This window comes from Providencia sp. PROV119, assembly GCF_028482435.1.
In the GTDB taxonomy this organism is placed as follows: domain Bacteria; phylum Pseudomonadota; class Gammaproteobacteria; order Enterobacterales; family Enterobacteriaceae; genus Providencia; species Providencia stuartii.
Genome location: NZ_JAMPQL010000023.1, coordinates 49,420 through 73,742, shown reverse-complemented (window position 1 = coordinate 73,742; position 24,323 = coordinate 49,420). Strand labels below are relative to the sequence as shown.

20 protein-coding genes and 1 tRNA gene are annotated in these 24,323 nt (G+C 43.0%); 7 read left to right on the top strand and 14 right to left on the bottom strand.

Going from position 1 to position 24,323, the window contains the following annotated elements; genetic code table 11:
* The first annotated feature begins 143 nt into the window (after positions 1 to 143).
* Positions 144 to 731, top strand: coding sequence for a molybdenum cofactor guanylyltransferase MobA (gene mobA, locus PSF11_RS16785; RefSeq protein WP_004923792.1), 588 nt, complete (start codon positions 144 to 146; stop codon positions 729 to 731).
* 2 nt (positions 732 to 733) lie between these two features.
* Positions 734 to 1,255, top strand: coding sequence for a molybdopterin-guanine dinucleotide biosynthesis protein MobB (mobB, locus tag PSF11_RS16780; RefSeq protein WP_004923791.1), 522 nt, complete (start codon positions 734 to 736; stop codon positions 1,253 to 1,255).
* 294 nt (positions 1,256 to 1,549) lie between these two features.
* On the opposite strand, the gene gorA is transcribed toward mobB, so the two are convergent.
* Complete coding sequence (gene gorA / locus PSF11_RS16775) at positions 1,550 to 2,902, bottom strand: glutathione-disulfide reductase (protein WP_004923788.1); 1,353 nt, start codon at positions 2,900 to 2,902, stop codon at positions 1,550 to 1,552.
* 120 nt (positions 2,903 to 3,022) lie between these two features.
* A complete protein-coding gene (locus PSF11_RS16770) occupies positions 3,023 to 3,865 on the bottom strand; it encodes a 23S rRNA (adenine(2030)-N(6))-methyltransferase RlmJ (RefSeq protein ID WP_004923787.1) in 843 nt (280 codons plus the stop codon).
* Positions 3,866 to 4,100: 235 nt separating this feature from the next.
* Here PSF11_RS16770 and PSF11_RS16765 point away from each other — a divergent pair, with 235 nt between their 5' ends.
* Complete coding sequence (locus PSF11_RS16765; RefSeq protein ID WP_004923780.1) at positions 4,101 to 4,502, top strand: DUF1090 domain-containing protein; 402 nt, start codon at positions 4,101 to 4,103, stop codon at positions 4,500 to 4,502.
* Between the two features lie 176 nt (positions 4,503 to 4,678).
* On the top strand, positions 4,679 to 5,674 hold the full coding sequence (yhjD, locus tag PSF11_RS16760; RefSeq protein WP_014656980.1) for an inner membrane protein YhjD: 996 nt from the start codon (positions 4,679 to 4,681) through the stop codon (positions 5,672 to 5,674).
* 73 nt (positions 5,675 to 5,747) lie between these two features.
* Here yhjD and PSF11_RS16755 read toward each other — a convergent pair whose 3' ends face one another.
* A complete protein-coding gene (locus tag PSF11_RS16755) occupies positions 5,748 to 6,809 on the bottom strand; it encodes an NAD(P)H-dependent flavin oxidoreductase (RefSeq protein ID WP_036942188.1) in 1,062 nt (353 codons plus the stop codon).
* Between the two features lie 85 nt (positions 6,810 to 6,894).
* On the opposite strand from PSF11_RS16755, the gene PSF11_RS16750 reads away from it, so the two are divergent.
* Together PSF11_RS16750 and PSF11_RS16745 are read left to right on the top strand one after the other, a co-directional pair.
* Positions 6,895 to 7,776: a LysR family transcriptional regulator gene (locus PSF11_RS16750; RefSeq protein WP_071599670.1), complete on the top strand. Its 882-nt coding sequence runs from the start codon at positions 6,895 to 6,897 to the stop codon at positions 7,774 to 7,776.
* A gap of 106 nt (positions 7,777 to 7,882) precedes the next feature.
* Positions 7,883 to 8,887, top strand: coding sequence for a serine hydrolase domain-containing protein (locus PSF11_RS16745; protein WP_072502591.1), 1,005 nt, complete (start codon positions 7,883 to 7,885; stop codon positions 8,885 to 8,887).
* Positions 8,888 to 8,942: 55 nt separating this feature from the next.
* Here the strand turns inward: PSF11_RS16745 and PSF11_RS16740 are convergent, their stop codons facing one another.
* From PSF11_RS16740 to glyQ, 11 genes are all read right to left on the bottom strand, one after another.
* Positions 8,943 to 10,421 carry a M16 family metallopeptidase gene (locus PSF11_RS16740; RefSeq protein WP_014656983.1) on the bottom strand — a complete coding sequence of 493 codons (1,479 nt, stop codon included), beginning with the start codon at positions 10,419 to 10,421 and terminating at the stop codon, positions 8,943 to 8,945.
* A gap of 169 nt (positions 10,422 to 10,590) precedes the next feature.
* Positions 10,591 to 11,286, bottom strand: coding sequence for a HAMP domain-containing protein (locus PSF11_RS16735; protein ID WP_004923758.1), 696 nt, complete (start codon positions 11,284 to 11,286; stop codon positions 10,591 to 10,593).
* Positions 11,287 to 11,685: 399 nt separating this feature from the next.
* The gene (dppF, locus tag PSF11_RS16730) at positions 11,686 to 12,690 is read right to left on the bottom strand and encodes a dipeptide ABC transporter ATP-binding subunit DppF (protein WP_004923755.1); all 1,005 of its coding nucleotides are present in this window, start codon (positions 12,688 to 12,690) and stop codon (positions 11,686 to 11,688) included.
* Complete coding sequence (gene dppD, locus PSF11_RS16725) at positions 12,687 to 13,667, bottom strand: dipeptide ABC transporter ATP-binding protein (protein ID WP_004923750.1); 981 nt, start codon at positions 13,665 to 13,667, stop codon at positions 12,687 to 12,689. Before dppD ends, dppF begins: the two co-directional genes overlap by 4 nt.
* Positions 13,668 to 13,679: 12 nt before the next feature.
* On the bottom strand, positions 13,680 to 14,582 hold the full coding sequence (dppC, locus tag PSF11_RS16720) for a dipeptide ABC transporter permease DppC (RefSeq protein ID WP_004923748.1): 903 nt from the start codon (positions 14,580 to 14,582) through the stop codon (positions 13,680 to 13,682).
* Between the two features lie 11 nt (positions 14,583 to 14,593).
* Entirely contained in the window at positions 14,594 to 15,613 is a 1,020-nt protein-coding gene (dppB, locus tag PSF11_RS16715) for a dipeptide ABC transporter permease DppB (RefSeq protein ID WP_040132698.1), read from the bottom strand.
* Positions 15,614 to 15,791: 178 nt separating this feature from the next.
* A complete protein-coding gene (gene dppA, locus PSF11_RS16710) occupies positions 15,792 to 17,399 on the bottom strand; it encodes a dipeptide ABC transporter periplasmic-binding protein DppA (RefSeq protein ID WP_014656985.1) in 1,608 nt (535 codons plus the stop codon).
* 849 nt (positions 17,400 to 18,248) lie between these two features.
* Entirely contained in the window at positions 18,249 to 19,829 is a 1,581-nt protein-coding gene (locus tag PSF11_RS16705; protein ID WP_014656986.1) for a ShlB/FhaC/HecB family hemolysin secretion/activation protein, read from the bottom strand.
* A 281-nt stretch (positions 19,830 to 20,110) separates the two neighbouring features.
* Positions 20,111 to 20,187, bottom strand: a tRNA-Pro gene (locus PSF11_RS16700).
* A 212-nt stretch (positions 20,188 to 20,399) separates the two neighbouring features.
* The gene (glyS, locus tag PSF11_RS16695; RefSeq protein ID WP_004923731.1) at positions 20,400 to 22,469 is read right to left on the bottom strand and encodes a glycine--tRNA ligase subunit beta; all 2,070 of its coding nucleotides are present in this window, start codon (positions 22,467 to 22,469) and stop codon (positions 20,400 to 20,402) included.
* Between the two features lie 9 nt (positions 22,470 to 22,478).
* A complete protein-coding gene (gene glyQ, locus PSF11_RS16690) occupies positions 22,479 to 23,387 on the bottom strand; it encodes a glycine--tRNA ligase subunit alpha (protein WP_004923728.1) in 909 nt (302 codons plus the stop codon).
* A gap of 193 nt (positions 23,388 to 23,580) precedes the next feature.
* On the opposite strand from glyQ, the gene PSF11_RS16685 reads away from it, so the two are divergent.
* Positions 23,581 to 24,144: a DNA-3-methyladenine glycosylase I gene (locus tag PSF11_RS16685; RefSeq protein ID WP_072502592.1), complete on the top strand. Its 564-nt coding sequence runs from the start codon at positions 23,581 to 23,583 to the stop codon at positions 24,142 to 24,144.
* Positions 24,145 to 24,323: the final 179 nt, after the last annotated feature.

The following is a 24,323-nucleotide window of genomic DNA, read 5'->3' as shown; positions in this document are numbered from 1 at the left end:
AATCTAAGTAAAGTTTAACTTTAATTCGCATGAACATTCGTTGATTTTATAGGAAAATAGAATAAATTTTGGCAAATACTATAACGAAATTTATTTTCGAACATGTTGAAACCTTTTATTGAAGATAGTCAGGAAAATTGAATATGTTAGATACGCAGTCGATTACGGGTGTCATACTCGCAGGCGGTTTAGGTCGGCGTATGGGAGGCGAAGATAAAGGCTTGGTACCTTTACTCGGTAAGCCACTGTATCAACATATTATTGAACGTCTAATCCCACAGGTAGGCACGCTGATTATCAATGCTAATCGCAACCAAGAGCGCTACCAACAAAGTGGATTTACCGTCATCTCTGACCTCAATCATGATTTTGCAGGGCCACTAGCAGGCATGCAAGCAGGGTTACATCATGCAGCCACAGAGTGGGTACTGTTTGTGCCTTGTGATGTACCTGCTTTTCCACTCACGCTTGCAGCAACCATGTTTCAACACAAAGGTGATAGCTTGGCTTGTTATGCCAATGATACTGAACGTGACCACCCAACTTTTGCCTTACTCCATCGTTCATTAGCCCCCTCATTGGATGAGTACCTTGCAAAAGGAGAGCGCAAATTAATGTTTTTTATGCGGGAAATAGCAGCGAAATGTGTGATTTTCCCTCCACAATTAGGCTCTTTTGCTAATTTAAATACCCCTGAAGATAGCCTCAACTGGGAGCAACAACAAAAATAATCATGAAACAAAAATCTCTACCTCTACTCGGCATCACCGCCTATAGTGGCACTGGCAAAACCACACTATTAAAAAAAGTGATCCCATTATTACGGCAACGCAATGTTCGCGTCGGTTTAGTCAAACATACACATCACGATATGGATGTCGATAAACCCGGCAAGGACAGTTATGAATTACGTAAAGCGGGCGCTGATCAAACACTTGTCGCCAGCCAAAAGCGCTGGGCGCTGATGACCGAAACCCCAGCTCAGGATGACGAATTAGACCTGCATTATTTGGCGAGCCGTTTTGATCCTAGCTCCCTCGATCTGATTTTAGTCGAAGGGTTTAAGCATGAGACGATCGATAAGATCGCGCTGTTTAGATCGGAAGTGGGTAAACCATTAGATGGCTTAATTGACCAACATGTGATCGCCGTCGCCAGCAATCAAATTATTGATACCACCTTGCCACAATTAGATATCAATAACCCAGAACAAATCGCTGATTATATTGTGTCTTGGTGGCAAAAAAGCCAATAGCCCCCTGCCGCTGGATTTTGGGTGCATTAAAAGCAGGGAATCAATATGTTAAAAATGGAAACAGTGCGACTCAATAGTATAGCGGGAGCTATTAGGCATGACACAACGGGATTTAGCCAATAAGTAGAGGCACGGTAAATACGATCCATAAAATAGTATCAGCATAGCCCCTACGCTCAGGTATTTCACTGGCAATGATTTAAATGGATTCGTCGGAGTTTAGTTATTTGGAGTGAAATGTCTGAGGCTGAACGGATAACGTTCAGCCTTTTTAACGTGTTGTGACGGTGACTCTTAGCGCATTGTCACAAATTCTTCTGCCGCTGTTGGGTGGATAGCCACAGTATTATCGAAATCTTTCTTCGTTGCCCCCATCTTCAGTGCAACGGCAAAGCCTTGTAAGATTTCATCCATACCAAAGCCAATACCATGAATACCAACAATTTTCTCATCCGTTCCCACACACACCAATTTCATACGGCATGGCTGACGATGAGAAGTGACCGCGGTATACATCGCTGTAAATGAAGATTTATAACATTTAACCTGATCCGCCCCGTATTTTTCGATTGCTTCAGGCTCCGTCAAACCAACGGTACCAATAGGTGGATGGCTAAACACAACGGTTGGAATATTACTGTAATCTAAGTGTTCATCTGGCTTATTATTAAATAAACGTTCAGATAGACGACGACCCGCAGCAACCGCAACTGGTGTTAACTCAACAGCCCCCGTGTTATCACCTACCGCATACACACCCGCGACGTTGGTGTTTTGGTATTTATCGACTTTGATATAACCTTTTTCATTCAGCTCAACACCCGCTGCTTCAATATTCAGGTTATCAGTCATTGGTTCACGGCCAATCGCCCAAATCAATGCGTCGACAGTTTGTTCTTTGCCATTTTCCAATTTCAGCGTCAAAGAACCATCGGCATTTTTGACGACCTCTTTTGGTACAGATTCTGTATGCAGAGTTGGACCTTCGGTATTCATCACCTCAACCAAAGTTTCAACAATCAGAGGGTCAAACGAACGTAGCGGAGCATGTTTACGGACAAATAGATGAGCCTCACTGCCTAGGCCATTTAAGACACCCGCCAATTCAACCGCAATATAACCAGCACCAACAACCGCAACACGTTTTGGTAAATCTTCAAGCTCAAAGAAGCCGTCCGATGTCATGCCATATTCTGCACCAGGAATGGCAGGGATCACTGGACGGCCACCTGTTGCAATTAAAATATGATCAGCGGTATAAATTTCACCATCGACTTCAACAGTATGCGCATCGACAAAACGAGCAAACCCCTTGATCACATCGACCTTGTTATTACCTAATACACGGTCATAAGATTGATGGATACGATCAATATAAGCAGTACGACTTGCAATTAAGGTTTTCCAATCAAAACGGTTAATTGTGGTATCAAAACCATAGTCAGGGCCATAAGCACGGATCGCCTCAGAGATTTGTGCGGCATGCCACATCACTTTCTTCGGTACACATCCCACGTTCACACAGGTTCCACCTAACGCTTTCGCTTCAATTAGGGCACACTTTTGTCCATACATTGCCGCTCGGTTCATAGAAGCAATACCGCCACTTCCGCCACCAATCGCAATATAGTCGTAATGTTTGCTCATAACTTGGTTATTCCCATTTTTGATTAATTAAAAAGCTAATACTTACTATTATGCTATTTATCAATTTGATCACAATAGCAATAAAAGATAGGTATCTCCTCTTAATGAAATAGAGGCTGCCTATTCAGGCACAATCCACTCGACTAAGGTATGCCCTGTTCCTTCTGGAACGAGGGTTTTGTGTAGCCAAGGGAGCACTTTTTGCATCTGCTGCTCTAATTTCCATGGTGGATTGATCACAATCATACCTGATGCCGTCATGCCTCGTTGATCGCTATCAGGACGTACAGCTAATTCAATTTGCAATATTTTACGGATCCCAGTCGCTTCCAATTGACTGATCATGCGCTTAATTTGTTGTCTCAATACAACAGGATACCAGATCGCATACGTTCCCGTCGCAAAGCGTTTATAGCCTTCGACGATCCCCTTCACGACAGCTTCATAATCAGATTTCAGCTCATAAGGCGGATCAATCAACATAAAACCGCGACGGCTTGGTGGCGGTAATTTCGCTTTCAGTTGTTGATAACCATCGTCTTTGGACACCTGAGCACGGTTATCGCGAGAAAATTCTGCACGCAATAGCGGGTAATCAGTAGGATGCAACTCAGTGAGCACCAATTTGTCTTGCTCACGCAATAAGTGCTTCGCTAATAGCGGCGAACCAGGGTAATAACGTAACCGCCCATTTTCATTCATGCGACGGACAATATTCATATAAGGAAGCAATTCCTCTGGTAAGTCCGGCTGTTCCCAAATGCGCGCAATCCCTTGTAGATATTCACCTGTTTTTTCTGCATGCTCACTGGTTAACTGATAGCGACCAGCCCCCGAGTGCGTATCCACATACAGGAAAGGTTTTTCTTTCTCTTTAAGAGATTCAATAATAAGGCTTTGAACAGTGTGTTTTAACACATCTGCATGGTTGCCTGCATGAAAACTATGGCGGTAACTTAACATGACACTTTTCTTTCCTGAGGAAATTCAACACTAGCCAAATATGACTATTATCAAATAGATTCTTTAAAGACAGCCTGTAAAATAAAACATAGACCGAATGATTTGTTCTGATTCTGAACCATTATAGCCAAATTTCGTTAAAATTAGCACTATTCCTAATTTGACAAAACGGCATGACTTCAACATGATAAAAAGCTATCCTAAACAAAATTAAAATATAATTAAGGACAAAAAAATGCATAAATCACTCATGACAACGATAACAGCGGTTTTACTTTTAGCAGGGACTTCGGCAACGGCAGGAAATAAACAAAATGGCTGTGAAATTAAAAAGCAGAAAATTGAAACTCAAATAAAATACGCCAAAAAACACGGTAACACTTACCGTGTTGCAGGTTTGCAAAGGGCTCTTGATAACGTTAATACCTATTGCACGCCGACATCGCTTTACCGTGACAGCCAAAAAAATGTGGCTGAAAAACGAGAAAAAGTACAAGAAAGAGAAGCTGAATTATTGGAAGCAAAACAAAAAGGAAATAGCGATAAAATCGCAAAGCGCGAACGTAAGCTAAAAGAGGCTCAAGAAGAGCTAAAAGAAGCACAAGCGGAGTTAGAGCTCTATAAAACAGGCCTATAAATTCTTCGTAACCTTCTATTTTTCCGACCAAATTCAGTCCTCATTTGCAATGAAATAACCGACCTTAAAGCCTATTTTGTAGATAAAAATGGGCTTTAAGGTGAAGAATTTTGCAAATTTACGCTATAGTATGGTGAAAATTAAGTAAAATTAGATACGGAGTCAAAGGGGAACGAATGTCGAATATGCATGAAGAAGAGCAAAAAGACGCCAGTAAATTAAAATCAAAGCTCAATAAAAGCATCGATAACAGTAAAAAAGCACTGACATTTTCTATGCGAGTAGTGAATTTTATTTGTGCAATTCCTTTTATTGCACACCTTATTCGTACTGCTCAACGATTCACTGATCGTATGGGGAACCAGTTCGGTGCTGCGATTACCTATTTTTCGTTTCTTTCTTTAATCCCTGTATTAATGTTTACCTTTGCAGCAGCGGGTTTTGTATTAGCCAGTAACCCAGAATTACTTGAACGGCTAGTTCGCGGTATTTCTGCCAGCATCAGTGACCCGACATTAGCCAATACATTAGAAAGAACCATTGATACCGCAATCCGCCAGCGGACTACCGTTGGTTTAACCGGTTTGGCATTAGCCGTTTACTCGGGCGTAAACTGGGTTAACAACTTACGATTAGCCATTTTGGCGCAATCACGCCCTGTTTGGGAGCGCAATGAAGATGAACATGAAAAAATTTATTTCCGCTATTTGCGCGATTTTCTATCCTTAATTGGCCTACTTATCGCCTTGATCGTAACAATTACGCTCACCTCTGTCGCAGGCTCCGCTCAAGCAACCATTGTTAGAACGCTTGGCCTAGATAATATCGAATGGTTAAAACCGGCTTGGACTCTGATTGGTCTGACGATTTCAATTATCGCTAACTTCTTGCTGTTCTTATGGATTTTCTGGATTTTACCGCGTATGCAGCACCGCCGCTCTTCCTTATTGAAAGGCACTCTACTCGCGGCTATTGGCTTTGAAGTGATTAAATCAATCATGACTTGGATTTTACCAAACTTAGCCTCATCCCCTTCTGGCGCGGCTTTCGGTTCGGTGCTGGGCTTAATGGCCTTCTTCTACTTCTTTGCTAGATTGACTCTATTTTGTGCTGCGTGGATCGCAACGGATGAGCCAAAGAACGCAAAAGAGAACGAAATTCTCACTTCTTAACGCATTGACAGGGTGGCAAAAGATCCATCATTTGCCACCCTTCAAAATTTCTCACATGTTACAACTTTACACATTATTTCGTCATTTCTGATACAAGCGTCTCTACCAATACGCTCGCTGGCATCTCTCGCGCTTTCAACGCATTTTGGCCCGCCCAATGTGCGGCAAAATCATCACTCCCCATTTTACTTGCTGCTGCATGCAACTGTTTTCCAAGATCATACGCTATCGGGTAATCCGGTATAGCAGGACAATCATCCGCTTGTGTCATACGAATAAATTGGTTCACAATCCCTCTTGCGGGTCGACCAGAGATAGCCGCTGTTAATGCCGTGTCCGCTGCATTTTGGCTTTTCAGCTTATGACGGTAACCTTCATTTGCTGCTGATTCAGGGCACAAAATAAACGCTGTACCAAGTTGAGCCGCCACGGCTCCTTGCTCTAAAGCTGTTTTAATTTCTTGCCCATCCATCAAGCCGCCCGCAGCAATAATCGGTAATTGGCTATTTTTCACTAGTAATTCAACCAAGTGGAATGTTGTTATCGCTTCATCTTCGGCATTAACATCAAACATTCCTCGGTGCCCACCCGCTTCAATGCCTTGAGCGATAATGGCATCAATACCTGCCTGCTCGATCAACTGAGCCTCTCGTAAGCAAGTTGCCGTCGCCATTGTATAGATCCCTTGGGCTTTTAACTGATCAATCACCTGTTTATCCGGAATATTAAAATGGAAACTGACAACTGCTGGCCTCATTTCTAGCAGTAGTGCCAACATGTGAGGATCATCTAAGAATGATGTGTAAACTTGGTTTAATTGCTGAGGTGGCAATACGTTAAACTGAGCTAATTGTTGGGCAAAGTAATGAATCCATGCTTGTTCAATCTCACGATTACGTACGGGGGTAGAATGGCAGAACACATTCACATTAAAAGGTTTGTCTGTTAAAGCATTAGTTTTCTCAATCAATGCTTTAGCTTGAGGTACAGAGCTAGCCCCAAGCCCTAATGAGCCTAGCCCCCCTGCCTCAGAAACTGCCGCAGCCAACTCAGGTGTTGAAACGCCCGCCATAGGGGCTTGAATGATTGGGTAACGTAAGCCCAAACGTTGGAGAAATACTTCAGAATGCTCCATTATCTTTCCTTTATCATCAAGTAGGGTTACACTTATTATTCTGTTATTAAGAATAAATATAGCATCATATTCACGAAAAAAGAAAATGAACTCTGAATCCCTAAAAATATTTTGCATGGTCGCAGAAGAACTCAGTATCACACGCGCAGCAATGCGCCTCGGTAGGGTTCCCTCAAATATTACAACGCGTATTCAACAGCTTGAGTCCGATCTGGGAGAGCCGCTGTTTATTCGTCAAGGTAAGCAGATGCAATTGTCAGAAGCCGGCACACGCTTCCTACAATACGCCTATCGTTTACTGGCGTTAGAGCAAGAAGCCCGCCATGTCACGAGTTTAGGCAGAGAAGGAGGACAACTAAGAATAGGTAGCATGGAGAGCACGGCGGCCTGCCGGTTACCTCAACCTTTGGCAGCCTACCACCAACAGCACCCAACAACCCAATTGTCATTATTAACCGGAACCTCACAAGCCCTAATTGAGCAAGTACGTCGTGAACAGTTAGATTGTGCTTTTGTGGCTCTTCCCCAAGATTTGTATGATATTAACCAACTCTGTGATATGGGCATTCAGTCACAAGTCGTTTGGCAGGAGCAGCTAGTCTTATTGCTTCCCGAGCAAGATAAATTAGCAAAGACCGCCTCAGATATTCAAACACGCTCACTTGCTACCTTCGCCCAAGGATGCAGCTACCGCTATATTGCTGAGCAGTGGCTAAATATCCCAAATCAACGAGATTGGCATATTCAGCAACTTAGCTCCTATCATGCGATGGTCGCATGCGTCAGTGCAGGAAGCAGTATCGCGCTACTACCGGCTCAATTATTTCATTCTATGGGGGATGCTTCCTCATTGTTAGCCTCGCTCCCCGTCACAACATGTGATACCTATTTGATTTATCGTACTGGATACCAAGTGCCTGCTTTTACGGCTTTTAAGACATTAATTTTATCGCGTGAGGTTAATTAAAAATTCACCGCCTTTCTGGACACATGGCAAGCTGATTATTCAAGTATGTTATAAGTGAATATGAGCACTCACTCTATCTCTAAAGACCAAATGAGTTGGGAGAAAAATGATAACTACACAATATATTCAGCAGTTAGAAGACTTACCTTGCGGCGTTGTGCTTTACTATCACAACCAAAAAAAGGCGAGTATCAGTACATTTTGTGCTAGAGGAAGCGATCTGGCAGGTCGGCCATTGACAGTTGATACCCCATTACGCATTGCCAGTAACACAAAAACGTTTACCGCAGCAGCCATACTTAGGTTAGTTGAAATGGGGAAATTATCGTTAGATGATGCCATTTCACAACATATCACACCTGAATTTAACCAATTACTGTGTGACAGCTATGCCACCGATCATATCGCTATCCGTCATCTACTCAGCCATAGTAGCGGGCTTTTTGATCATGCAGATGATCACTACCTCAAGCGCGTACTTGCGAAACCGACACACCAGTGGACTCGGTTAGAGCAAATACAACTCTATGTGCGTAAAAAATTCCCCGTTGTCGCACCTTCAGACACATTTATTTATTCAGATACAGGTTACATACTGTTAGGCGATATCATTGAACGTGTTACGGGCCAATCGTTAGGCCACGCCGTTAGGGGGTTATTAAAACTCAATAAAATTGGATTAGATACCGCTTATTGGGAGTATTTAGAGCAACCTACGACAGATGCACCTCGTGCACGCCAATACCTAAAAGAGATAGAAGGTACACATATTCATGCTTCGATGGATGTGTATGGCGGGGGTGGTTTAATTACCTCATCTCAACAAATGGCTCGATTCCTTGAAGCCTTATTTAATGGCGAAATCTTTGAGAAACCAGAGACTCTACAGACAATGCTGAGTGTGGGTCACCATGTGGGCGCTCAAGAGTACCGATTAGGGTTGATGGCAAGTGTCGTAAATGGCATGACGCTATATTCACACCTTGGTTTTTGGGGATCTGCCGCCTATTACTCACCGGAAACCCAGACAAGTGCAGCCGGCTTTGTCGATGACAGGGATTCCCGAGAAACCTTAATTCGGGTGATTGAAGGGTTACTGACGCAACGTTAAAAAACAACAGGATGAAAAGCAAATAGCCCCTAAGTTGGGGCTATTTAATGACAGATTATTTCGCTGCTTTTGCAGGCTCCGCTTCAATTGCCGGCGTAGGCTCAACCTGTGGCCACAGCACCTTAGTAAATTTCTGGCGGATTTGCTCAGCATCCATCAACTGCTTCTCTTTCGGTTGAACCAACACAAAGGCAGCTTCTTGAGACAATAAACGACGCACTTCCATATTCACTTGATCCAGCGTTTGCCCCGCTAAGAAAGATTGCCTTAGTCGTTGATACTGCTCAGGAGCGATATCAACCACCCCATTTTGTTGAGAGATCAAGCGTTGGCCTGCTAACACATCCGTACTGGTACGAGCATAGGCCGCAAACAATTGTGATAATTGCACCTGTTTTTCATTGAGCATTTCATCAAACAATTCAGGTGAAATCCCATTTTGAACAGCGGTTGATAGCTCATTGAGAACAACATCTGTCACTGCTGCCATTTTTTCTGGCGCTGCTGCAACCGTTAACGTACAGCTAGCCTTCTGATATTGCACTCGGCAATCTAAGTTCGAATTCACTTCATCTTGGTTAAACTTTTGGCTAAAAGTTTTTTGTAATGAACGATAAAGTGCTTCACGGGCTAAATCACTTCCCCAATAGCGCATCAGTACGGCAGAGTCATTAATCGGTTGCCAATCGATATCCCAAATCAGGGATAAGCTATCTTTTGTTTGCTTATCTTGCAGAATGTCGATGGATTGAGGTTTCACCTGCGATAAAACAGCTACCGCAACAGGCTCTGAACGTTTACCTTCTAGTGAAGAGAACGTTTGAGTGATGTAATCAGATAACATGCGTGAATCAACATGACCTGCAACATACAGCGTCATAACATCTGGCGTATACCATTTTTGGTAAAACGAATTCACACTCTCTAAATCTACATTATCCTTAACCTTTTGCCCTGGGTCATAGCCCATCATTGCAGAGCCTTTCAGACGTGCGCGCCATACAGGATCCGTCGCATCAATAGGCAATGTAGCAACAGGAGCATTTGTCACACTCAGACCATTGTGCAGTGTGGTTTCAGTATAAGTTGCCCCAGCCGCGGAGGTTGCTAACCAGTTGAGTGCTTGTTTGAGAAGCTCTGGCTTATTGTGTGGTAAGCTCAAGCTATAGATTGTGTAGTCATATGAGACGACCGCTGGCGGAATGGGAACATCAGGATCGGTTGCCTGACGCCAAAAATTTTGCAACGTTGCGGTTGGAAATGCTTCTGTTTGATGTAACAGCGCCATTTTAGGGATTAAGTAGCTGTAACCTTTTTCATTTGCTTTTTCTGACAAAGACCCTGTTTTAATGGCCAATCTCAGTTGAATTCGGTCATTAGGACGCTGTGGAGTCTGCAATAGCTGCCAGCTAAAGCCATTTTCAAGCTTTCCTTGCTGCCATGCTGGATCAGGCTGCAATGGCTCAGCACTCGCAAGGCCAGCGACTGACAGTAGCACCACACTAAAGATATACCGAATTTTCAAACCCTGCATGTAAACCCCTATGTATTTTCTATCCTTGTATTTAACCGCAAAAATATGACTGATAAATTAACGAAAAACGCTAATTATAGGGTTAAACGATATGGTTTGGTCTCATACACTGTAAGTGACACCAATTATTAACGATATTAGACCACAAAGCTCGCCACATGTTCATGACTTAGTCTGAATTTTGCTGTTTTCTTTGGCGGTTATAATTCTTCGCCAATAAGCCTATCTCGTCATCCTTATGATAACCTGATACTTTGATGTCTTGATCGCCGCCATCTTGTAATTCTAGCGCAATTTTACGTAATGGCCTGACAATCATTCGACTTACACACCATGTCATCGCAATCGCAATGATCAAAACTAACAACAAATATGTCGTTATCATTAATGCCAACGTGTTGAAGGCGAATCGATAAACACGATTTGAATCAACTTGCAGCGTTAAATACCCTTGGGGTTTCGCCGTCAAGACGGTATTCCCATAGGCATACAAAGGTACTGTCATCTCTACTGGAATACCGGCAAATTTCACCGCCCAACTAGGAATTGGACGGGGTGTCGCAAAGTCTAAATGGATAACAGTCGCCCCATCGACTGTCACAATCGCTTTGCCCATAATACCCGATGTTTTCAAGCTCACGAGTAGCCGTTTAACTTCGTTCAGATCTGAACTTAATAATGATTCAGTCAATGGTTTTTGAATTTGTACAACCGCATTACTAAGCTGATTGAGATAGTCACCTTTTCTTTGCTCAAGTAAGTAACTAAATTGAATTGCCAAAAAAAGGGCGAGTGAGCTTAACGTGATCACAAAAAATACGATCATGCTTTTTAACGTTAGAGAACGTTGCACCCTGTTCTTCATGTTTCCGAAACCTTCTTTATCAAGCTTCTTTTGAATTGAATATTTTTCGCTTTAAAAAGCGGCCCTTTATCAACAAAGTCAGATAAACACCGACTAACATCCCCCCATTAACCCAACATATCACAATATTTTTTACCAATATTGCGAAACTGCAACTGGGCGCGAATCATTATTCAAGCCAAATAATCAATAAGTTTGGGTAGCGCGCCCAAAAAGGTAGGTTTTATGGGGCATTGGATGTCACTGAGTTATTCTCAGTATACTTGATTTTATCAATAAAGGAGCAGTTAAAAGTGAAAGTTTATGTAATTAAGACAAAGGGGGGATTTACGGAAACAACAACAACGTATCACACTGGATAACGGCAGAAAAGCAATATTTCTGCCGTCTTAGTGGGGATTAACTGGCTACAACGCTATTTTTTTCATCTTCATCGACGGCAAAACAGGCAACCAATTGCCCTCCGTACTCTTTAAGAGCCGGTTGGAATTGCGTGCATTGCCCGAATGCTCGGCGGCAACGAGCTGCAAAAGCGCACCCCGGTGGTGGATTCAGCGGGCTTGGTAACTCTCCCGTCAACTTGATCCTTTCACGCCGTGAATCAGGGTTTAACCTTGGTGTTGCTGATAGCAGTGCTTGAGTATAAGGGTGCAAAGGATTATTAAAGATCTGTTCTTTAGTTCCTTTTTCTACGCAACGCCCCAAATACATCACCATCACTTCATCAGCTATATGTTCAACCACGGATAGATCATGCGAAATGAACACATAAGATAGCCCTAGCTCTTGCTGCAAATCCATCATTAGGTTAAGCACTTGAGCGCGTACGGAAACGTCCAGTGCTGAAACTGGTTCATCAGCAACAACAACATCAGGATCTAACATTAACCCTCGTGCGATTGCGATGCGCTGGCGTTGCCCGCCCGAAAACATATGAGGATAGCGCTCATAATGCTCCGTTTTTAACCCAACCTTAGCCATCATCGATAACACCTTTTCTCTACGCTGCTCTTTAGATAACGAGGTGTTAATCAATAAAGGCTCCTCAAGTATTTGCCCGACTTTTTTACGAGGATTTAAAGAGCCATATGGGTTTTGAAAGACAATTTGAATTTTTTGGCGACGTAGCTTTTCAGCCGCCTTGTCTTTAACCAGTAGGTTTTGGTCTTGATAGTAAAGCTCCCCCTCTGTGGGTTGTTCAATCATGGTCAGTAAACGACCTAGTGTCGATTTACCACACCCAGATTCTCCAACAACGGCGAGTGTTTTCCCTTTTTCTAGCTCAAATGAAACGCCATCGAGAGCTTTGACTAACCTTTCTGCCGAAAATATACCGCTTTTCGCTGAATAATATTTCTTTAAATTAATAGCCTGTAGTAAAGGCTTATGTTGATTTTCACTCATAGTGTCGGCCTCCCCATATCATCCAGCGGCATGTGGCATTTCACCTGCCTATCTCCAACAGAGCGCAATTCAGGCTCCTCAATACGACAACGCTCTGTCGCATAGGGGCAGCGAGGATTCAACAGACAACCTTGTGGTCGGTCATATTTCCCCGGCACAACGCCCGGTAATGACGCTAACCGAGATTTATTAGTGGCAAACTCAGGCAAGGCACGTAACAGCGCTTGAGTATAGGGATGACGAGGATGTTTAAAGATATCAGAGGCCTTCGCTGATTCCACGACTTGGCCCGCATACATCACAATAATGTGATGTGCCGCTTCAGCAACCAAGGCAAGATCATGGGTGATCAAGACCAAGGCCATATTCTCTTGTTGTTGTAATTCAAGCAATAACTCAATAATTTGTGCTTGGATCGTCACATCAAGTGCGGTCGTCGGTTCGTCTGCAATCAATAACTTAGGCCGACATGCGATCGCCATCGCAATCATGACCCGCTGACTCATCCCACCTGATAGCTGGTGTGGATAAACATCAAGCCGCGATTTCGGGTCAGGGATCCCGACCATCGTCAGTAAATCAATTGCACGTTGTTTACGCGTACTTTTACTACCGCCTTGGTGCACTTTCAGCGCTTCCATTATCTGATAACCCACTGTAAAACAGGGGTTCAGACTGGTCATAGGGTCCTGAAATATCATCGCTACATCGGCACCAACAATTTGCCGACGCTCTTTTTCGGGAATAGACAATAAGTCACGCCCGTCAAATTGCAACGAATTAGCCATCACTTTCCCAGGATAGTCTATCAGCCCCATTATCGCTAAAGAGCTTACCGATTTCCCCGAGCCAGACTCACCCACTATGCCAACAACCTGACCTTTTTCAACGCTATAGCTGATGCGGTCAACGGCACGGAACGGGGTACTTTCATCACCAAAGTGTACCGAGAGTTGTTCTACATTTAACAATGCCATTAGATTACCTCATCACTGCTTGAGTTTTGGATCAAATGCATCACGCAAACCATCACCCATCAGGTTAAACGCTAATACAGTTAACAAGATTGCCAGACCAGGGAAGGTGACGACCCACCACGCACTTTGAGCGAATTGCAGCACGTCAGACAACATTGTGCCCCATTCAGGTGTTGGTGGCTGTGCTCCCATACCAAGAAAACCCAAAGCAGCCATATCTAAGATGGCATTAGAAAAGCCAAGTGATGCTTGAACAATTAGCGGTGCCAAGCAGTTCGGTAAAATATTAACAAACATCTGACGCGTAGCACCGGCGCCTGCCACACGTGAAGCGGTGACATAATCGCGATTCACTTCTACCAACACCGCGGCGCGAGTAAGCCGGATATAGTGAGGCAATGCAACGAAGGTCAGTGCAAGTGAGGCATTAACGATTGAAGGGCCAAAGATTGCCACCAATACTAAAGCCAGCAATAAACTCGGTAGGGCTAACATGATGTCAACGATACGCATAATCACAGCATCGACCACACCACCAAAATAGCCAGCAATAACGCCGACCGTCACCCCCATAATCAATGAGAGCACCACCACAAGGCAGCCGACTAACAGAGATAAGCGTGCACCATACATTAAGCGAGATAACAGATCTCGACCAACGTCATCCGTACCTAAGATAAATTGCCAACTTCCGCCGGATTCCCAAACAGGTGGTACCAATAAGAAATCGCGGAACTGCTCATCTGGTGCATGAGGGGCTAAAACACCTGCAAAAATAGCCACTAAGATCATTAAAATGATATATGCCATTCCGGCAACCGCACCTTTATTACGCTTAAAGTAGTGCCAGAATTCTTGGAATGGGGTCATCGGCTTAGGGGCGCTGACAACCGTTGGCTCAGTAGATTGAGACATGTAAGCGCTCCTTATTTTTTATGACGAATACGTGGGTTAACAATGCCGTACAGCAGATCAACCACGAGGTTAACAAAAATAATCAAAGTTGCGACTAATAAAACCCCACCTTGAACCACTGGGTAATCACGACGTTGAAGCCCTTCAATCAGCCAACGACCTAGACCTGGCCACGAAAAAATAGTTTCCGTTAGAATTGCGCCAGCGAGCATAACACCCACTTGTAAACCAATCACGGTGACAACAGGCAGCATCGCATTTCTCAGCGCATGAATAAGAATAACGCGTGCACGGCTAACCCCTTTGGCTCGAGCCGTACGAATGTAATCTTCCCCTAGTACTTCTAGCATCGATGAGCGAGTCATACGGACTATCACCGCCAGAGGTATGGTTCCAAGCACAATGGAAGGAAGTATGAGATGCTCAACCGCATCAATAAAGTTCCCTTCATCCCCCCAAATTAAGGTATCAATCAGCATAAAACCAGTCAGCGGATAGGAGTCATCCAAAAATACACTGTCGCTAACGCGCCCAGATACAGGGGTCAAATCCAACTGCACTGACACCAGCATGATTAACATGATCCCCCACCAGAAAATTGGCATTGAGTAACCTGTTAGGGATAAGCCAATTGCTGTGTGATCGAAAATAGAGCCACGCTTCACTGCGGCTAAAACACCGACAGGGATCCCCACTGAAATTGCAAAAATCATCGCACAGATTGCCAGTTCCATCGTGGCTTTAAAACGGGGGAAAAATTCATCCCAAACCGCTATCCGGCTTTTCAATGAAATCCCTAAGTCACCATGAAATATGCCATTAATATAGTGAAGATATTGTTTCCACAATGGCTGGTCTAAGCCCAATTCAGCCATTAAATAAGCGTGTCGTTCGGGCGATAAGCCTCTTTCACCTGCCATAATCATCACGGGGTCACCCGGGATCATATGCACAAATGCGAACGTGAGTAATGTGATACCGATAAACGTAGGGATAACTAGCCCCAAACGTCGGAGGATAAATTGCAACATATCCTGAATCTCTTTTAATAATGCCTTTGACGGCTCTGAGTCCGTTTGGCTAATCAGAAGAGTGTGACTCTTCTGTCTGCTCACAAAGAACTGAGTTTTCTGTTTCCCTGAAATTCAGAGGTGAAAACGCCCTTCGCTATCAAAAAGATGGCGAAGGGCTGATACAAATTAACAACGATTATTTTTCAATATCGACGTTTTCAAAGTGGTGTTTGCCGAGAGGGTCGACAACATAGCCCTTCACTTCTTTACGGACTGGTTCATATACCGTTGAGTGAGCAATGATCAGGGCTGGTGCTTGTTCATTCATAACAACCTGTGCTTGCTTGTAGAGATCAATACGTTTGTTATGATCTGCTGTCATACGAGCAGGCTGGATCAAGTCTTCAAAGCCTTGATAACACCATTTCGAATAGTTAGAGCCTTGCTCTTTCGCCGCACAGCTAAACAGTGTCGCGAAGAAGTTATCAGGGTCACCATTATCACCGGTCCAACCCATCATTACCGTTTGCGGTTCACCATCTTTAGCACGCTTCAGATATTCGCCCCACTCATAGCTCACTACTTTCGATTTAACACCAATTTTTGCCCAGTCAGCTTGGATCATCTCAGCCATACGGCGCGCATTTGGGTTATATGGACGTTGGACTGGCATTGCCCATAAATCGATTTCGAAACCATTCGGGAACCCGGCCTCAGCCAATAACGCTTTTGCTTTTTCAGGATTATATTCATAATCCTTCACATCATCGTTATAGCCCCACATCGTTGGTGGAATTAAGTTTTTCGCTTTCTGTCCTGCACCTTGATAAACGGCATCGATGATAGCGTCTTTATTCACAGCCATAGATAGCGCTTGGCGCACTTTCTGGTTATCTAGTGGTTTTTTCTCAACGTTGAAAGAGAGGTAACCGACGTTCAAGCCTGGTTGCTCCATCAATGTAATATTTTTATCTTGCTTCATGCGTTCCAAGTCTGCCGGATTTGGGTATGGCATAACTTGACACTCATTTTTTTGCAGTTTGGCATAACGGACAGACGCATCAGGTGTAATCGAAAAAACTAAACGATCAATCTTAGGTTTATTACCCCAATACTCTTTGTTGGCTTTATAAAGAATACGTGAATCTTTTTGGTACTGCTGTAGCTCAAATGGGCCTGTTCCAATAGGGTTCAAATCCACTTTTTGCGGTGTGCCCGCTGCTAACATTTTGTCAGCATATTCAGCAGAAAGAATGGAAGCGAAGTCCATTGCCATATCAGCTAAGAAAGGTGACTCTGGGCGAGAGAGTGTGAAACGTACGGTGTAATCATCAACTTTTTCAACTTTATCGATGATTTTATCCATATCCATGCCCATAAAGTACTCATAGCTACCGCCGGAGACTTTGTGGTATGGGTGATTCGCATCTTTCTGACGCATGAAGGTATAAATGACATCATCCGCATTAAAGTCGCGGCTTGGCTTAAATTCTTTATTTGAATGCCATTTTACGCCTTTACGTAAGTGGAAAGTATAAACTTTGCCATCATCGCTTACTTCCCAACTTTCCGCTAAACCTGGCTCTATCTCTGTAGTACCAAGTTTGAACTCAACTAAACGGTTATAGAGTGGAATTGAGCTAGCATCGTAAGTCGTACCGGAAGTAAATAGCTGAGGGTTAAAGCCCTCTGGAGAGCCTTCTGAACAGTAGACTAATGTTTTCGCTTGCACAGAAGCAGAAACTGCAAGTGCTGCAAGTGTTAGCCCAATGGTTAAACCTGTCTTTTTGATTGAGAGCGTCATCTGTATGCTCCTGTGGTGTTCATGTGTTATTTGCTTGATGCCCAAACCCATCCTTGAAATGACAGATAGGGGATCTGTATTTTTTTGTTATTCACTGTGCAATTAATCAACTGTCATCCACTTCGTCAATAGTATCTCTCTTTAAACAGACAACTATCTTATAACATTTTAGAAACATATTAAGAGTGTTCTTAGGTCTTTGTATGGTTATTTAAGTCATATAGCAGACATAATAACCATAAAAATACTACAGGATAGTGTTTTATCTCTGGGTGATTTATTTTTATATTTGTGATTAAGTGCTGAATTACTGAACGAAAATAGTGCAACACCTAAGAGAGTGCGGCATAAAGTTCTGGTGTGTTTAAAACAAATAATTACTTTAGGTTGTTATTATTTTGCTTGTTTTTTATTCATATAAAAAAGTACGGTTCATTAAATTTTAACAATTTATTGATTAGTTAATAACTTCAATAATCGCACGATCTACTTGATTTCATTCTCTCTACGGACCTTCACTATATGACTCTGCTCTCATTCAATAACTCGCCTTTTCCAAAATAAATAATTTACTTTAATATCAATCCATTATAACTATTCACGCCGGAATATCGCTAATCTCATCCCCTTTACTCGCTATATTAATTGCTTTATAAGTATTCCAATGCCTGCACAACAATGCTCAGAGATACCTAAATAGCCGTTATTTGGGGGCTTTATGAGTACAATATAACGGTTTCCTTGAACTCGCTGCTGTGTAACCCTACTTCAACCAGACTTCTGCTTACCTATTTATGTTTGGGCATAAACCATATTCATAGCCAATGAAACTGCGACCAAATAAACTGGCTAATAATCAATACTCACTTTCGCCCCAACATTCACCGCGTTCGTTGCTAATTTCGCCGACTGCCAAAGAGGAGCCTCGATAAAGAGTTGGTAGTTCAAGCGATCAATCTGCCCTCTCACACCAATTTCTGTACCGAATAACCTGTTGTCTCGCCAAATATGTGCGCTTTGCGAAGATGTCGAGGCGAAATCCAATGCACCATATAGCTCATAACCCCGCCATGGGGTAAACCACCCCCACTCATTTTTAAGTTTCAACGTGTTATCTCCCAAATTCTCCGTTAATACGCTATTTGAGAACCCCCTAATCCCAAATTTCCCAGTAGGACTATTTAGCTCAAGCTGCGGATCTAGTGGCGAGCGACTTAATTGCATTTCAAGCTCATGTCGGTGATACATCGATTGGTTGGCTAAATAAAATTGCCGTTGAAAATCTACCGAAAATAGATATATGCCGGCTCGCTCTAACCCTGTCACTTGGCGCCTTGTGGAACCGAACCAATCCGTATCTTGTTTATAACTCAATGAAAATGTCACATTACCTTGTGCAAAATGACGCTGATGCTTTACCCCAAGTAAGAGATAACTCGTGAAGCGTTGTTGGGTTTTCAAACGATATCGCTCTAAAAAGAGATCTAATGTTTGAATTTGAGTCCCCATACTTATCGACGTTGAGTGATATAAGGCTCGATGAAGAACATACTCAGCTTGTAGCGACAGTAATCGACTTCTCACATCATTTCTAACTTTAATGCTATCAATTAATTGGAAGTTTTGATGAATGCTGTTCTCTTGATAGCCCGCATATAAACTCAATAACCAATAATGGTAAGGAACTGAATACAAAATGGAGACCGATTTCAATTTCTTTTCAGGCTCTTTTCCAATATCACTATCTAAATTTAGAAAAAAGAAATCATTCAGTGCTAATGGATTAGCTAACATAATCAGATTGCTGACAACATGGGTAGGAAATTGCGGTGATTGTTTCGACGCTAAAAGTAGTTTTCCTTTAAAAGCTCTTGCTGCATTACGTTGGATCACTAAACGGTTCATATTGTTCTGTTCGTGATCGGAAACAATATGAATTTGATGTGGGATCAACTGGGTATTGCGTAAATTAGCCAGACCTTGATTTATAGCGTGGATATCTACGACTTGCCCTTTGCGTAATGGAAAAGCGTACGCTAATGATTGGCTAGCACTATCTTGATACTCAATACTGCCGAGCTTCCCCGCGACTAATTCAACCTGCAACACACCAAATAACAGAGTTTGCTCTGGGTAGTGAATAGACGATGTGATATATCCTACCTCAGCCAACTGTGCGTTAAGAAAGTCTGCATAGCGCAATAGCCCTTCCTCACTAACACATCTCCCTTCAACGCCCTGTTTCCATTTATTGATATCACTCGAGGTAATTAACGGAAATAGTGCCAATGTTGAGAAATGAACTTGGTGAATCGCAATACAGGGCGTTGATGGTGATTTCACCGCAAAATCAAGCTGCCTATTGGCATAACAAGGCAGATAGTTGAACAGTAAAAATAACAAAATAAACAGTGTTGGTGCTGTTTTCATTAACAGGTTCCTTGTTATGAAAAATCCATTGATAGGTAATAAACAACTCGCGACTACATCATGCTTTTCATTACACTCAAGAAAACAACGTTAATGAACATAACAACAGATTATGACGAGAAAGGACAACAAAGTTACTCTGAAAGCGCATGTTGGTAAGTTAGACAAAAACCATGCCACCAGAATCAGTATTTGGATGATGAGAAAAATTACTGTGTGAAATGTTTGCTGACGTGCAAATGCAAAAAACCCCACCTCATATGAGGTGGGGTTCTGGAATCTGGTCGGCGAGAGAGGATTCGAACCTCCGACCCACTGGTCCCAAACCAGTTGCGCTACCAAGCTGCGCTACTCGCCGAAAACGGTGTGAATCATACTGTTGAGCGCCCTTCCCGTCAACCCATTTTTCACTAAATTTGTTTGTATGCTGATAAAACCATCAACTTGATAGGGTTTTTTAACTAATCGTCCCTATAAGACAACATTAAGCCCTTGCAAGATCTTATCCTGCAAGGGCTTATAAAGATTAATAAATGATATTTTTAGTCAATACCATCACTTGTTCACGATTTATTGTAGCAATGAGATATCTGCAACTTTCAAGAACAAATCACGTAATTGGCTAAGCAGAGTTAGACGGTTAATACGTACCGCTTCATCTTCATCCATAACCATAACATCAGCAAAAAATGCATCCACAACTTCACGTAAAGAAGCCAACTCAACTAAGGCATCTTGATAATTACGCTCAGCAAACATTGGCTCTAGTTTTTCTTGTAATACAACAAGGTGTGTAGCCAACTTCACTTCTTGTGGTGCTTTTAGCACAGATGCGAGAACTTTATCAGCCAGTTTCTCATTAGATTTACTCAAGATGTTCGAAACACGCTTATTGGCTGCCGCTAAAGCTTCTGCATCTTCCAATGTACGGAAGTGAGTCACAGCCTTCACACGTGCATCAAAATCGGCTGGTGACGTTGGACGGCGCGCTAACACCGCTTGAATCGTATCAATACTATAGCCAAGCTCTTGATACCAAGAACGGAAGCGGCCAAGCATAAATTCAACAACATCATTCACTACATTTTTGTTAGTGAGTTTATCACCGTAAAGGCGGACGGCTTCTTCTGTCATTTCAACGAGATCAAGCTGATAGCCTTTTTCAACAATAATGCGTAACACGCCTAATGCAGCTCGACGCAGTGCAAATGGGTCTTTATCACCTTTCGGATGCTGACCGATGCCGAAAATACCGGCTAAGGTGTCCATTTTCTCGGCTAAGGCAAGTGCCGCTGAAACATCAGTAGATGGCAACGCATCCCCTGCAAAACGAGGTTGATACTGCTCTTTCAGTGCTAATGCAACATCTTCTGATTCACCGTCATGGCGTGCGTAGTGCATCCCCATCACGCCTTGAGTGTCTGTAAATTCAAACACCATATTGGTCATCAGGTCACATTTTGCCAACAAACCCGCGCGAGTCGCATGATTAACATCTGCACCAATCTTCGCTGCAACCCAACCTGATAAGGCTTCTAAACGGTCAGTCTTATCACGCAATGTGCCAAGCTGTTGTTGAAACAGAACGGTTTCCAAACGTGGTAAATTATCTTCAAGACGTTGTTTACGGTCAGTTTTAAAGAAAAACTCCGCATCCGCCAAACGAGGACGTACCACTTTTTCATTACCGGAGATAATTTGTTGTGGGTCTGAAGATTCAATATTCGCCACAAAAATGAAATTTGGCATCAGGTTGCCAGCATTGTCATAAACAGGGAAATATTTCTGATCCCCTTTCATGGTATAAACCAATGCTTCCGCAGGTACTTCTAAGAACTTCTCTTCAAATTTTGCAGTTAATACGACAGGCCATTCAACTAATGAAGCAACTTCTTCTAGTAAGCTGTCGGTTAAATCCGCTTTCCCACCAAGGGCGAGCGCGGCTTTTTCAGCATCAGCTTTGATGACGGCTTTACGTTCTTCATAGTCAGCAATGACTTTGCCGCGTTCACGTAAGATCGCCGGATATTGGTCTGCATGATCAATCGTAAACTCTGATTCACCCATAAAACGGTGACCACGGATTGTACGACCGCTCTTAATGCCTAGCACTTCACCGTCAACAACATCGCTACCCAATAATAAGGTTACGGTGTGGACAGGGCGCACAAAATGCGTCTCTTTATCGCCCCAACGCATGAGTTTTGGAATGGGTAACTTAGCCAGAGAACGGCTTACCATATCGACCAACAATTCACTAACTGCTACGCCTTTTACTTGAGCGCGATAAAGTAACCATTCACCTTTATCCGTTTTTAAACGCTCGGCTTGGTCAACGGAAATACCGCAACCACGAGCCCACCCTTCAGCAGCTTTGGTTGGTTGACCGTCAGCGCCAAAAGCAGCAGAAATCGCAGGGCCACGTTTTTCAACTTCACGGTCAGGTGATGAGTCTGCAAGAGCAGCGACTTTTAAGGCCAAACGGCGAGGTGCTGCAAACCAGCTAACTTCACCGTGTGCAATATCCGCGCTATCCAATTCAGCCGTAAAGTTTGCCGCAAATGATTCAGCTAATGAACGAAGAGCCTTCGGCGGTAACTCTTCTGTGCCGATTTCCACTAGGAAAGTCTGTTGAGTCATGACAGCCTCTTAATTCTTGTGACACATAGGGAATCCGAGCGCCTCACGGGAAGCATAATAAGCTTCGGCAACCCCTTTAGTTAGGGTACGGATACGTAGAATATAACGCTGGCGTTCTGTCACTGAGATTGCTTTACGAGCATCCAGTAAGTTAAATGTATGAGCCGCTTTCAAAATGCGCTCATAAGCCGGTAGCGGCAGTGGTGTTTCTAGTGACAGTAAATATTGAGCTTCTTTCTCATACTCTTCAAAGCATTTGAAAAGAAAATCGACATTAGCATATTCAAAGTTATAGGTTGACTGCTCAACTTCATTTTGATGATAAATATCACCATAGGTCGTTTTACCGAGTGGGCCATCGCACCAAACAAGGTCATAAACGCTATCAACACCTTGAATATACATAGCAAGGCGTTCAAGACCGTAGGTAATTTCACCCGTTACAGGCTTGCATTCCAGCCCGCCAACTTGTTGGAAGTAAGTAAACTGAGTGACTTCCATACCATTTAGCCACACTTCCCAGCCTAGACCCCAAGCGCCTAGTGTTGGGTTTTCCCAGTTATCCTCAACAAAACGGATATCATGAACGGTGGGATCAATTCCCAATTCCTTCAATGAACCGAGGTAAAGTTCTTGAATATTGTCAGGTGATGGCTTAATGATCACTTGAAACTGATAGTAATGTTGAAGGCGGTTTGGGTTTTCACCGTAACGGCCATCAGTAGGACGACGAGAAGGCTGAACATAAGCCGCCGCAATTGGCTCAGGCCCTAACGCACGCAAGCACGTCATTGGATGAGATGTTCCTGCGCCGACTTCCATGTCCAGTGGTTGAACAATGGTGCAGCCTTGGCGCGCCCAGTAATCCTGCAATGTCAGGATAAGACCTTGGAAGGTTTTGGTATCAAACTTTTGCATGTTAGATCCGCACGCGATACATATGATTTAATGAAAGTACGTCAGTATACCCTTTGACCGCCAGATATACAGCATTGAATCTACGTCTATTTGCCCTATAAATAAAAAAACTTTATTTTGTCTCTTTTAAACTGGACATTTATACAGTATAAATAAGGCATATAAGCTTTTGCCCCCCTTGAAAGGAGACAAAATGAATTCATCGCCAATTCGTTGCCATTGGGTAAATCAAGACCCAGAATATATTGCCTACCATGATAATGAATGGGGGAAGCCAACAAAGGATAACCAACAGCTATTTGAGATGATCTGCTTAGAAGGTCAACAAGCTGGGCTTTCTTGGTACACCATTTTAAAAAAACGCCAAGATTATCGCATACTGTTCCATCAGTTTGATCCAGCAAGAATTGCCATGATGAGTGAACAAGATGTTGACAGCTTAATGCAGGATCCTCGTATCATTCGGAACCGCGCTAAAATTAACGCGATTATTGCTAATGCAAAGGCTTATTTAAAAATGGCTGAAAACGGCGAGGATTTCTCAACATTTTTATGGCAATTTGTGGGTGGCAAACCTATCGTCAACCAGTGGCAGTCTCACACTCAAGTTCCCACAGAGACAGAGCTTTCAAAACGTTTATCCAAAGCACTTAAAAAACGTGGATTTAAGTTTATTGGTTCCATTACTTGTTATGCTTTTATGCAAGCGACAGGCATGATTAATGACCATTTAAAAGATTGTTGCCAATATAAATAAATCAGAATGAATCGGCATCACCCCCATTATCAAAAGCAACATTCACCATATTTTAACCAATTTTCACAAATATCAGCCCAGAAGTTAATAAAAAAGCAGTATTTTGTATCAATGCTATATTGATTGAAGCTGTTGAACTCTCTTGTCGAGCAGAGTATGTTTTTAAATTCCATTAACAA